This is a genomic window from Alteromonas ulvae (assembly GCF_048987005.1).
GTDB lineage: Bacteria > Pseudomonadota > Gammaproteobacteria > Enterobacterales > Alteromonadaceae > Alteromonas.
This window is the reverse complement of sequence record NZ_CP185261.1, coordinates 2,915,516-2,927,967: the sequence shown is the minus strand read 5'-3', so window position 1 is coordinate 2,927,967 and position 12,452 is coordinate 2,915,516. Positions and strand designations below refer to the sequence as shown.

11 protein-coding genes are annotated in these 12,452 nt (G+C 44.1%); 9 read left to right on the top strand and 2 right to left on the bottom strand.

Annotated features, from left to right (window positions below):
- Nucleotide 1: 1 nt before the first annotated feature.
- From ACOJR9_RS12830 to ACOJR9_RS12795, 8 genes are all read left to right on the top strand, one after another.
- Entirely contained in the window at nucleotides 2-1,141 is a 1,140-nt protein-coding gene (locus tag ACOJR9_RS12830; protein ID WP_420933343.1) for a MucB/RseB C-terminal domain-containing protein, read from the top strand.
- Nucleotides 1,134-1,589 (top strand): SoxR reducing system RseC family protein, encoded by a 456-nt coding sequence (locus ACOJR9_RS12825; protein ID WP_420933342.1) that lies wholly within the window; start codon nucleotides 1,134-1,136, stop codon nucleotides 1,587-1,589. The genes ACOJR9_RS12830 and ACOJR9_RS12825 overlap by 8 nt, the downstream gene beginning before the upstream one ends.
- Before the next feature lie 252 nt (nucleotides 1,590-1,841).
- Nucleotides 1,842-3,638: a translation elongation factor 4 gene (gene lepA / locus ACOJR9_RS12820; protein WP_420933341.1), complete on the top strand. Its 1,797-nt coding sequence runs from the start codon at nucleotides 1,842-1,844 to the stop codon at nucleotides 3,636-3,638.
- Nucleotides 3,638-4,540 carry a signal peptidase I gene (gene lepB / locus ACOJR9_RS12815; protein WP_420933340.1) on the top strand — a complete coding sequence of 301 codons (903 nt, stop codon included), beginning with the start codon at nucleotides 3,638-3,640 and terminating at the stop codon, nucleotides 4,538-4,540. Before lepA ends, lepB begins: the two co-directional genes overlap by 1 nt.
- On the top strand, nucleotides 4,540-5,220 hold the full coding sequence (gene rnc / locus ACOJR9_RS12810) for a ribonuclease III (RefSeq protein ID WP_420933339.1): 681 nt from the start codon (nucleotides 4,540-4,542) through the stop codon (nucleotides 5,218-5,220). The genes lepB and rnc overlap by 1 nt, the downstream gene beginning before the upstream one ends.
- Complete coding sequence (gene era, locus ACOJR9_RS12805) at nucleotides 5,213-6,151, top strand: GTPase Era (RefSeq protein ID WP_420933338.1); 939 nt, start codon at nucleotides 5,213-5,215, stop codon at nucleotides 6,149-6,151. Before rnc ends, era begins: the two co-directional genes overlap by 8 nt.
- Before the next feature lie 193 nt (nucleotides 6,152-6,344).
- Entirely contained in the window at nucleotides 6,345-6,983 is a 639-nt protein-coding gene (pdxH, locus tag ACOJR9_RS12800) for a pyridoxamine 5'-phosphate oxidase (protein WP_420933337.1), read from the top strand.
- A 77-nt stretch (nucleotides 6,984-7,060) separates the two neighbouring features.
- Entirely contained in the window at nucleotides 7,061-7,894 is an 834-nt protein-coding gene (locus tag ACOJR9_RS12795; protein WP_420933336.1) for a TatD family hydrolase, read from the top strand.
- A gap of 25 nt (nucleotides 7,895-7,919) precedes the next feature.
- Here ACOJR9_RS12795 and ACOJR9_RS12790 read toward each other — a convergent pair whose 3' ends face one another.
- On the bottom strand, nucleotides 7,920-8,597 hold the full coding sequence (locus tag ACOJR9_RS12790) for an AhpA/YtjB family protein (RefSeq protein WP_420933335.1): 678 nt from the start codon (nucleotides 8,595-8,597) through the stop codon (nucleotides 7,920-7,922).
- 130 nt (nucleotides 8,598-8,727) lie between these two features.
- Between ACOJR9_RS12790 and serB the strand changes: the two genes are divergently transcribed.
- A complete protein-coding gene (serB, locus tag ACOJR9_RS12785; RefSeq protein ID WP_420933334.1) occupies nucleotides 8,728-9,720 on the top strand; it encodes a phosphoserine phosphatase SerB in 993 nt (330 codons plus the stop codon).
- Between the two features lie 31 nt (nucleotides 9,721-9,751).
- Here serB and ACOJR9_RS12780 read toward each other — a convergent pair whose 3' ends face one another.
- The gene (locus ACOJR9_RS12780) at nucleotides 9,752-12,364 is read right to left on the bottom strand and encodes a PilZ domain-containing protein (protein ID WP_420933333.1); all 2,613 of its coding nucleotides are present in this window, start codon (nucleotides 12,362-12,364) and stop codon (nucleotides 9,752-9,754) included.
- Nucleotides 12,365-12,452 lie beyond the last annotated feature (88 nt).

Here is a 12,452-nt window from a genome sequence, read left to right as displayed (position 1 = left end):
TATGTCTGTTTTAAAGGCAAGGAAAATGCGCTGTAACCAATTTGTTCTCCTCATCACAGGGGCTTTATCAATTTTCACGCCTTTCTGTGTTCATGCGCAATCAAACGATTCGTCTCTTCCAACTAGCCTTGCGTCAAATAGTCTTGAGTCAAATAACCAAGCAAAAAACGCAACAGAAAGAGAGGCAAAAACAGATACAGTAAAACAAACAGAGCCGGCGGTAGAGAGAGAAACTAACGCACTGCAAACCCCGGTACAGTGGTTACAACGTCTTCAATCACTCATCTCTTCTGCCAACTATCAGGTATCATTTGTTCAGACCACCGTTGGTAAAGAAACGGTGCCATACCTATGGCGTCACGGCGTGCTGGATGATGGCACTGAAGTAGAGCAATTGAATTTGCAAAATGGACCAGGCCGCGAGCTTATCCGTGTTAACGGTATTGTAAGTGTCTTTGAGCCTGATATGCAGCCCTACAGTATTCGATCACGTTTTATTAATGGCCCAATTCCCAATATTCTTCTTCATAATCCGCAGAAGCTGTTAGAAAGCTACGAGTTTGTGTTAGTTGGTCGGGCTAGAGTAGCAGGGCGACCAGCACAGCAAATTAGAATTGTGAGCAGGGACAACACCCGGTTTGGCTATCAGCTTTGGCTTGATGAAGAGTCGGGCATGCTATTAAAATTGAATATGCTAGATTTACAGGGCGCCTTACTGGAACAAATACAAATTAGCGCATTTTCTGTGATGGCATCGCCTTCTCCTTACTTTGCCCGAATTAATCCGACGTCTTTACCGGAGCCAATTATGATGGCAAGCAGCCAATCTCGTGCTCATGGCTGGGAAGTTAATTATCTTCCTGTTGGAATGCGGGAAGTTAAAAGGGACACACGACGCCTAGCGCTAACTGGTCAGGTGGTAGAGTATAAAATGTACAGCGATGGCTTGGTAGACGTATCTGTGTATGTTCAACCTATTGAAGATGCATTGGGAGGCGATATTGCATTGCGCAATGAAGTCAGTACGTTTCTCACGCTGAAGGCAGGTGAAGCGCAGGTGACGGTGTTAGGTGAAATTCCACTTCAAACGGCAAAAGCGATTGCCACTTCAATTAGCGCGGTAAATAACAGCAATGATTGAAGAGTCGGCTAAGGTGGTGGCTATCGACGGTGACAGTGTCACTGTTGAGTCAGCAATAAAATCAACTTGCAGCAGTTGTCAGGCACAAAGCGAATGCGGCACGGGTGTTATCTCTCGTGCTCTTGCGCCGAAAATGCAGCGTTTAACGCTTTCTACACCAATGACGGTTGCTGTTGGTCAGACTGTCACCATCGGCGTACCTGAAGCCGGAGTACTAAGTGCCTCAGCATGGATTTATTTACTTCCTTTATTCATTTTTATAGCCTGCTTCTCTCTAGCGTCATACGTACTTCCTCATGTGGGTCTTTCTCATGAATTATGGGGAATATTGCCCAGCGCTATCGTAACAGTGTCAGTGTATCGATACGTAGCAAAGAAATTACAGCGAGTAGATTCTGCAAAATATCAGCCTGTTCTGCTTGAAGCGATCCCCTTAAAGCGTGACTAAAAAGTATATTTAACCTGAGCCCTCTTTAAGGAATGGTGCTGAGCGCCGTTTCTTAAACAGGATTCAGGTTATTTAGAGCTAAATTCAATGACCTCGTCTCATGGCTTATGCTATTTAGCAAAATATACTCGCTGCTAATTCGCTTTTCCGCCCATAAATGGGTAAAATCCGCTCGCATCGCTTTTACGCCTTTGCGTAAAGCGCATAGTATTTTTCGTTTAATGAATTTTTTTGCAGGTAAATTCCAGCATTATGCAACAATCGCACATTCGTAACTTCAGTATTATCGCCCACATCGACCACGGTAAATCGACTCTGTCTGACCGTCTTATTCAGCATTGTGGCGGTCTTTCCACTCGCGAAATGGCTGAGCAAGTCCTAGATTCCATGGATTTAGAAAAAGAGCGTGGAATTACAATAAAAGCGCAGAGCGTAACGCTAGAGTACAACGCTCAAAACGGTGAAACGTATCAGCTCAACTTTATTGATACACCAGGGCACGTTGATTTTACCTACGAGGTATCTCGATCGCTTGCTGCCTGTGAAGGTGCGCTACTTGTGGTTGATGCTGGACAGGGTGTAGAGGCCCAGACCCTAGCGAACTGTTACACAGCTATTGAGATGGATATGGAAGTTGTGCCTATCTTGAACAAAATCGACTTACCTCAAGCAGATCCTGACCGCGTAGCAGAAGAAATAGAAGATATTGTTGGTATTGATGCCCTAGAAGCGGTTCGCTGTTCAGCAAAGACCGGTGTTGGTATTGAAGACGTACTCGAAGTGATAGTGAATAAAATTCCACCGCCTGGAGGTGATAGAGAAGCGCCTCTTAAAGCACTTATTATCGATTCATGGTTTGACAATTACCAAGGCGTTGTTTCATTAGTACGCATTGTTGAGGGGCAACTCGATAAGAAAGACAAAATTCAAATAATGTCTAACGGCCAAGTTCACCAAGTGGATAAAATTGGCGTATTTACGCCTAAAGCCCTCGATACAGGTACTCTTCGTGCCGGTGAAGTTGGTTTTATCATCGCGGGAATAAAAGATATTCAGGGAGCGCCAGTGGGCGATACCATCACACTTGCAAAAGCACCCGCTACCGAAATGCTGCCTGGTTTCAAAAAGATTAAGCCCCAGGTTTATGCGGGTATCTTTCCCATTAGTTCTGACGATTATGAAGACTTTCGTGATGCGCTAGCTAAGCTAAGCCTAAATGACGCGTCTCTATTTTACGAGCCAGAGAGTTCTGCTGCGTTAGGGTTTGGGTTTAGGATTGGCTTCCTTGGCATGCTTCACATGGAAATTATCCAAGAGCGTCTTGAGCGAGAGTACGATCTTGGTTTAATCACCACGGCACCAACTGTAATTTATGAGGTTGAAACGACTAAGGGCGAAACACTCACCGTTGATAGTCCTGCAAAATTACCTCCAGTAAACGACATTGCAGAAATTCGTGAGCCGTTGGTTGAAGCCAACATTTTAGTACCCCAAGAATACCTTGGAAACGTTATAACCTTATGCGTTGAAAAGCGCGGTATGCAAACCAACATGACTTACCACGGGAAGCAGGTTGCCGTGACTTACGAGCTACCCATGGCAGAGGTAGTGCTTGATTTCTTTGACCGTTTAAAATCGACAAGTCGGGGCTTTGCGTCACTAGATTACAACTTCAAGCGCTTCCAAACGTCAGATATGGTGCGAGTGGATATACTGATTAACGGCGAGCGAGTAGACGCGCTAGCGGTAATTACTCACAGAGAAAACTCTCAAGGCCGCGGTAGAGAACTCGTTGAAAAGCTGCGCGAGCTTATTCCTCGTCAGATGTTTGATATCGCTATTCAGGCTGCCATTGGTAACCATATTGTTGCCCGTAGCACGGTTAAGCAGTTGCGCAAAAACGTTATTGCTAAATGTTATGGCGGTGATATTAGTCGTAAGAAAAAGCTACTTCAAAAGCAGAAAGAAGGTAAAAAGCGCATGAAGCAGATAGGCAATGTTGAGCTGCCCCAAGATGCCTTCCTTGCCGTATTGAAGGTGGGTAAATAATGGCAAATTATTTTTCCCTCATCTTAGTTGGGTTGACGCTGATTACAGGGCTTATATGGCTAGTAGATAGCTTGGTGTTTGCACCAAAGCGCAAAGCGCGTCTGCAGGCCTCAGCAGTAGCTGAGAATGCAAGTTACGGTGAAGGCCCACACTTACCGTACTTAGTGGATACATCGCAGCAAATATTCCCTGTTATTGCCTTTGTATTAGTATTGCGTTCTTTTCTATATGAACCATTTCAAATACCGTCTGGCTCCATGATGCCAACGTTGCTTGTTGGCGACTTCATACTGGTAGAGAAATTTGCATACGGTGTAAAAGACCCTGTATTTCGCAGTAAGTTGATAGAGACAGGGGCTCCAGAGCGTGGCGATGTGGTCGTATTTAAGTATCCAGAAGATACCAGTATTGATTATATAAAGCGGGTGGTGGGAATGCCGGGCGACACTGTAGTCTATCAAAATAAGCAGGTGTACATTAAGCCCAAATGTGTCGAGAGCGAGAGCTGCCCAGCGCTAGAAGCTGTTCCGCTTTCTTTTCAAGAACGTGGTGAGTTTGTTCAGGATATGGCGCAGCTAATGCGTTATACCGAATCGCTTGGCGACATAGAGCACGATATTTTACGCCATCCGCTGCGCGATATATCTCCTGTTAATTTTTATACGCAACCGGGTACTCGCCGCAACGAATGGATTGTGCCTGAGAATAATTATTTTGTGTTAGGTGATAACCGCGATAATAGTCGCGATAGCCGTTTTTGGGGTTTTGTACCTGATGAAAATCTGGTGGGCAAAGCAGTGGCTATTTGGGTTTCGTTTGAATTTGAGCGCAAGCCTCAAGATATGTTGCCAACATGGATCCCAACAGGCGTTCGATTCGAACGTACAGGTGGCATTCGTTAATGCAGGGAATAGATAAATACCGTCGCCTTTACAAGGCGATAGGCTATACATTCAAAGATGTCGCTTTACTCGACCAAGCTTTTACCCACAGAAGCGCGGCAAAACAGCACAATGAACGTCTTGAATTCTTAGGCGATGCCATACTTGGGATGATTATTGGCGAGACGTTATACAAACGCTTTCCAGAGGTACCCGAGGGCAAGTTAACTCGTATGCGTTCAACACTGGTGAAAGGCGATACGTTAGCCGAACTAGCTCGCGAGGCCAGTATGGGGGAACTACTTCACTTAGGCCCAGGTGAGTTAAAAAGTGGTGGGCATCGTCGCAGCTCTATTCTAGCGGACGCAGTAGAGGCGTTGCTTGGCGCCATTTATCTCGACTCTGGTATGGAAGAGGTGCGTAACGTAATAGACAGACTCTGGGAAACGCGTATTAATAGGTTAGATCCGCACGCTCATCCTAAGGACAATAAAACTCGTCTACAGGAATTTTTGCAAGGTAGAAAGCTACCTTTGCCTACTTATGAGGTGTTGTCTATTTCTGGAAAGGATCATGCGCAAGTCTTTCAAGTTAGCTGCACGGTTGAGAATTTAGCTGAGCCTGTCAAAGCATCAGGAAATAGCCGTCGAAAAGCTGAACAAGAAGCAGCTCGTCTTACGCTGGAGAAGCTTGATGACTAATAATGACAACGAAATACAGTATTCTGAACCGCAGACACGCTGTGGTTTAGTGGCCATCGTTGGCCGCCCAAATGTAGGTAAATCTACCTTGCTCAACCGTTTGTTAGGACAAAAGGTCAGTATTACCTCGAGAAAGCCTCAAACGACGCGACATCGCATACTGGGTATTGATACCGACGGTGAGTATCAGGCTATTTATGTTGACACACCTGGGCTCCATCAAGATGAGAAGCGTGCAATCAACCGGTACATGAACCGTGCGGCATCTAGCTCGCTTGCCGAAGTTGGCTTAATATTATTCGTGATTGAGGGCGATCGTTGGAATGCCGATGACGAAATGGTATTAACAAAGGTGAAGCAATCTAAGCTACCTTGTTATCTTATTGTCAATAAAATGGACAAAGTAGAAAATCGCGAGGGTTTTGTTACTCATTTACTTAAGCTTGGTGAAAAACACACATTTGAGCATATTGTTCCAATTAGCGCTAAACAAGACAAAATGGTAGATGATATCCGCGAGTTAGTTGCTAAGTCGCTTCCGCCGAGCGATTTCTTTTTCCCAGAAGATTACATAACCGATCGTTCTAGCCGATTTATGGCCGCAGAAATAATTCGTGAAAAACTGATGCGTTTTACCGGTGATGAGCTTCCCTACTCAACAACGGTAGAAATTGAGCAGTTTAAAATGGCTGAAAATGGCGTGTATCGAATAAGCGGTCTTATTTTGGTAGAGCGTGAAACCCAAAAGCGCATGATTATTGGCAAAGGTGGAAAACATCTTAAAACTATTGGTGAGCATGCTCGGAAAGACATGGAAAACCTCTTTGATAACAAAGTGTTTTTAGAGTTGTGGGTTAAGGTAAAACAGGGTTGGGCTGATGATGAGCGAGCGTTACGCTCTCTAGGGTACGGCGATGACAGCAATTTCTAATAACGTGTTGCTGGCAGTGTAATTGGTGTGATCCCATCCTGATGATTGTTCGTTTTTAACGTCTTATTTGTATTTGTTTATGCGCAATGTTCTAACAGCAAAGAATGGCCCTTATTTTAGTGCTGGTCTTAATAAAAAAGCGCTTAATAGAAGTTATTTTTAACGATGTTAAAGCATTGGGCAGGAGAAATTAATGGCTATTTCAGATATGCGCAGACAGTACTCAAAAGGAACCTTGAGCGAGTCAGACATTACCGATACACCTTTTCAGTTATTCGATAAGTGGCTGCAAGATGCCATTGGTGCGAACATTCCAGATCCTACCGCCATGACTGTGGCAACAGTGGACGCCAGTGGCCAGCCATCGCAGCGTATTGTGTTACTGAAAGATGTGAGCAAAAATGGTTTTGTCTTCTTTACGAACCTAGGAAGTAGAAAAGCCCAAGAGCTTGCACTTAACCCAAAAGTATCGTGTCACTTCCCCTGGTTTTTTATGGAGCGACAGGTGCGAGTCTGCGGCACGGTAGAAAAACTATCGACCGGTGAAAATGCGTCGTACTTTTTCTCACGTCCCAAAGACAGCCAGCTTGCTGCTTATGCATCTAAGCAAAGTAAGCCAATTGGCAGTAAAGCGCTTTTACTCACCCAGTTTAAGCAGCTAAAAGACAAGTTTGCGAATAAAGAGCTTCCTGTGCCTGACTTTTGGGGGGGCTTTAGAATTGTCCCTCATCAAATTGAGTTTTGGCAAGGCGGTGAAGACAGGCTCCACGATCGTATTGAGTACAATATTGATAAAACAGGTAGCTGGAGTACTCAACGACTAATGCCATAGTATTTTGCACTAGCAAACAGCATGTTAAAAACGAAACATGCAGGTAAACGAACAGGTTGGTCTAGGGGAGTAGGTGCATGATAGACAGTCATTGTCATCTGAATTTGGCGCCCTTAGGCAACAATGTTAGTGAGACGCTGCAGTTGGCAAAGCAAAATGGCGTAGAAAGAATTATGGTGCCTGGCATCACGCCAGCGTCTTGGGAAGTGCTCAGCCAGTACAACAGTCAGCCTTACGGTGATATTCTTCCCATTGACACTGCAATTGGATTGCATCCTTATTTCCTACCCAATGATCTCAATGAAATCCTTCCTTTACTTAAGCTGTTTGAAAAGGCCGTCGCTGCTGCGGTAACCGCTGCCAATGGCTATTCATTTAATACTCAGGGCTGTTTTTCAGCTATTGGAGAAACAGGATTAGACAGTCATATTGCTGTTAGTATGGATATTCAAAAACGAGTGTTACATGCTCATTTAGATATTGCGGATTCTTTCGGGCTTCCCGTTATTTTACATCACCGCAAATCCCATCACTTGCTGTTAGAAGCCTTAAAGACATCCGCTTTTAATGGAAGAGGGGTTATCCACGCATTTTCAGGCAGTATAGATGTTGCCAAATGCTACATAGACAGAGGATTTTGTTTAGGAGTCGGTGGCACAATTACTTACGAGCGAGCTAAGAAAACGAGAGATACCGTAGCGCACCTGCTTCGTTACCATCCAGACAGTATATTACTGGAAACCGATGCACCTGATATGCCTATGTCAGGAAGGCAAGGACTGCCGAATATGCCTCACTATCTAAAGGATGTGGTGTCATCCCTCGCTGCTCTTTCTGGTATACCACCAAATGAGATTGTGACAATGACCTCTATTAACTATGCACGGCTTTTTAAGTCATTTCCTTTTTAAGAAAGTATGGACGGAGAATTTAACACTATCGTCGTCGAAAACTGTCACCGCTGCTTGTAATATCTAAGTGCGTGATGTTGTTTATTACCCAAGGTCTTAATTTGTAGAATCCTCGAGTGAGATAAATTCCTATTACCAGTGCTAAAAACAAAACAATGACGCCAATGAGTAGTAGCTGAGCTCGCAGCGCCAAAGGCTCCTCTAATACGACTTTTGTATTCATGTGAATATGAACGTAGCCAATTACCTTGTCGTTATCATTAATAATAGGCTCAACAAAAGTAAGAGGTTGCACATCTTGAGACTGGCTTAAGGTAACCACACTCTCGGTCTTTGGCAGAGGTGCAATATACTGTCCTTTTTCATCGAATATGGCGATACCAAGAACATGTGGCTCTTGGGTTAAAATTGTGGCTATATTTTTTAGCGTTGCCTCTCTTTTCGTATCGCTATCAATAGTAGAATCAGCATCCACAAAGGGGGCGACAAGTCTTGCGTATTGGCGAGCCGCACTACTGCCTGCATATTCGGTTTGGGCAAGTAGCCATTCTTCTTGATAACGCTGAAGCATAATCAGCAATGAAACCAGTAAAGCCACTACAAGGCTAGCCAGTAAGGTATGTACCAGCCGTTTAACGACGGTATATAACGAATGTGAGTGACTTGCAGACGTGGTCAACAAGTTCGTTTCGGCCTTTGCCAATATGAAATTCCGTTTACGGATAAATATAACCACAACAGTAGGATAAATCTTACTAATTTGAAAGCGGATATTTTATTACCCAGCTCATTTCGGTAGCATGTAGCCTTCTCCATTTTTAAGGATTTTGAAAGTGCTCGACACGTTTAAACGGTTGTTAGGTGACAACGCAGCTGACAAAATGCATTGCTCTTCAAGGCTGGCAGGTGTAATAACCGTGCAGCAAAGTGATGTGTCTTTTAACGCCTCAATAACCATCATAGGACAAGCACTCACACCTTATATTGTCGGCAGCATTTTAAGTGACACCGAGAGGCACTTTGTTATGGTAAGGTTAACTCTTCATCATTTACATCAACAATTTGGTGATGATGTGGTGGTAGTAAAAGGAAACCTGCTCGACGAAGACACTTCGGTTTTAAAAAAGTTGCTCGGTCACTTATCTGACAGGTTTAACGTTGATATTGGGCTACAACAATCTCAACCTTCTCTATCTAAAGGTGGCTTGTTGGTCATGGATATGGATAGCACGGTCATAGGTATCGAGTGCATTGATGAAATTGCCAAACTAGCGAACGTGGGGCAAGAGGTAGCCGAAGTAACAGAAAAAGCCATGCGAGGAGAAATAGCGTTTAACGAGAGTTTGTATCATCGCGTTGCGTGCCTTGAGGGAGTGCCTGTGGAGCACCTGCGTCAGATTAGAGATAGCGTGCCCATTATGCCTGGTATTCAAATCTTACTCAGTGAATTGAAAAAGCACAATTGGAAGTTAGCTATCGCATCAGGTGGTTTTACTTATTTTGCTGACCACTTAAAGCTTAGGCTTGGGCTTGATTACGCTACCTCAAATACATTACTTATTGAAAATGGCCTGCTAACTGGAAAAGTGGAGGGCGAAGTGGTGAATGCTGACGTTAAAGCCGAGACAGTAAAACAGCTGGCGTCAAAATGGAATATTTCAGATACTCAAACCGTGGCCATGGGTGATGGTGCTAACGATCTTGTTATGATGGCGACATCGGCACTTGGCGTAGCGTGTCACGGAAAGCCTGTAGTGAACGAGAAGGCTGATGTTGCCATACGGGTAGGTGGCCTTCACAGCTTGCTGTACTTTCTAGATAAATAGCCGAATAGCAAAGAGGGAATGGCTCCCTCTTTTAGGCGTTTTGTGAGTTCTGAGCTGCAGATTTCTGGGGGAGCGGGATGTCTTTAATGTCTGAGCTTGTTAAGTTGACCGCATCGCCAGCTAATGCGTGTTTTGAAGTATGGACTTGAGTCATCCCATCAAGTGTTCGGTTTTGTGCAATTTCAGCAGGGGTAAAGCCATACCGCACCAACACTTCATCAGTTACGTCAACAAGGTGGGCACAGGCTGCAATACTCCACATTTTTTGCTCAAGCTCTCTTGCTCTGTGCATTGCATACATAGTGACGTAGTTTATCTCTGTTTGCAGCATTGACAGGTCTGGTTTGCCAGTGGTGGTAAGCATGACATGTATAGCAATAAACTGTCCTCGATTCATTGCCTCTTTAATGAAGTTTTGCCGTTGTGCGTTGTTTTCAAACTTGTGAGAGTAGCGAGGAATAATAGCCATGCGTGAGTCTCTTTGACTGTTGTCAAAAGATACAAACAGTTCCTGTCTCAACGGCATGTTTTCAAGCTTTACGGTCTTCACTCCGCTTTGTACAAAGGGGGAATCTTGCTTCCTATCTCGGAATAAGAATTCCAGATTGACTTTGCCTCGCTCTGCGTACTGCGTGGTAAGAAGTGTGATCCGCTCATCTTGTTTTCCAATGATGCAAGCCTGCGGAGTGTACCTCACACCTTCTTTGCTCATCAGGAACGAAAGAGAGGTGGCATTTCTAGCATTAATACAGCGAAGCGCTTGTCCCATGCCCGGGATCTCTTCTTCGTCAGACTCCGAGTGCAAGTTTGCTTTATTTTTCTTTATAAGCTCTTCGAAAAAGCTTCGTGCGGTTTTACCTTCTTCCCCTGTCGCTGCTTTTAAGTGCAGAATGTTTTTATCTACATTGTGATAAATGATTTCATACTGTAAATGCATGACGTCGAACGAAGTGGTAATGGCTTGAAGGCGAGGAAATGCGACTTCCACCCGTCCCTCTAAATTGCCAGCGTATTCTTTCGTTAACTCTACCCGAAGGCCTAAACCATGAACTGAAATATCTTCGCTCACGCCTTTGTGTACCGTCTCATCACCATTAAAACGCGCTTCGATATGAGTACGTAATCGATATCGACTCTCAATTCTCAACTCTTCGTTTTTGAATCGCACTACCTGGATATCAGCCGGGGGACGATTGCGTGGGTGACCAAAATTACGCAAATGCGAGAGGTTGTCTCGATTAAATGTAAATAAATTGTAGGTCTCTTGGCCTGTTATCGATGTGACATCGGTTATATGGGCAAGATAGCGCAAATTTTTCAGCTTCGACATTAGCCTAGCAGAAAGTGGGGTATTGAGTTTCTTTACTTTACTCCCAACAGAGTCTGGAATGGACAAGGGGATATGCGCTTGTTCAGGTACCATAGTGGTGAGCGCTATTTTATATACTCTCCAGCTCGCTTTTTTAGAGCCAAACCCCAAAAATACTTGTTTAAGCAGGTCTTTTTGCATTAGCTCTTCAAAAGAGGCCGAGTAAAAATATACTTTACTGTTTTGTAGATGCGTAAAGCTGTATACAAAGCATTCTCTTACCTCATCAGACTTCTGCAATAAGCGTTTGAGCCGCTCCTGAGTGAGCAGAAAATTCAAACGGCAGTTGTCTTCTTCATCCTGCCAATATTGTAATGTTTCTCGGTTTACCTCGTTCATCATCGCGAAACGGGGCACCAACGTTTGATTTACCACGTCGATATAAATCGGTAAGGTTGGGCTTCGTGGTGAAAAATACTGTTCAGAAGTCTTACTGGTTATGGCTTCGATAGTGTTGTTCATATTCACTTTGTAACGCCGTTTGTTGCCGTGAATAAAACTCTCTAAAAATTGATCAAAGCTTTTGTTTGGATGGTCTGAATCGCGCTGCAGAGCAAGGTAGTTAACGTCGTTTTTCGTAGAAATGTTAACCAGCTTGTAAGCAATCCCGTTCTTCTTGTCCATTGTGAACTCACTTTCGAGTCCTCTAAAATAGACAAAAACCAGGTCTCCTTTATCAAAAATGGTGTCTTTCGACAATTTGACCTGCAGGCCCTCAAGAGAAATATCAACACTGAGACCGCGCATTGATTCGTTATACTTGTTAAAGATTTCAACCGCTACCGCAAAATTCATTCGTTCCGTATTGCGCTGTCGGTAATCGAGTAAGTTAACCGTGGGTACTTTAAATTGCTCTAACACTGCCGAGCGTTTCTGAAGCTCTGGTCGCGCTTTGTTTTCGCGTTCCTGAGCAGCCTCTCGTTCTTGCATCAAACGAAAATTGTTTTCTGTACTCTGCACAGCCTCGTAAACACCATACGTATAGCGGCCAAAAATTCGTAGCTGCTCTTCAAATTTGTCAACGGCAATATCATCCATGTAGTGATTTCTTCCCTCATGGGGATATTTCTTACATTTGCCGTCTACGTTTCCACGCAGGTCAATTGTGCGCATGCAAGGTTTTGCGAGGCGCTTTACTTCCATTTTGATTAGAAAGCGCTTTTCCTTTGGAATGTCAGAGGCAACTTGCAGTAAAACTTGGTTGAATTCAGGCTCGTTCACCATAGGTTTTAACTGTTCAATTATGTCAGCGTATTGTGCTAAGTCTTGACTCATCTATGCGCAACTTTGTGGTTTACCATTGTCATTTTCGTTTTTATCGGCAGAGGAAGAAAAGACCTTAACCTTTGAATTTCCAAGGCAA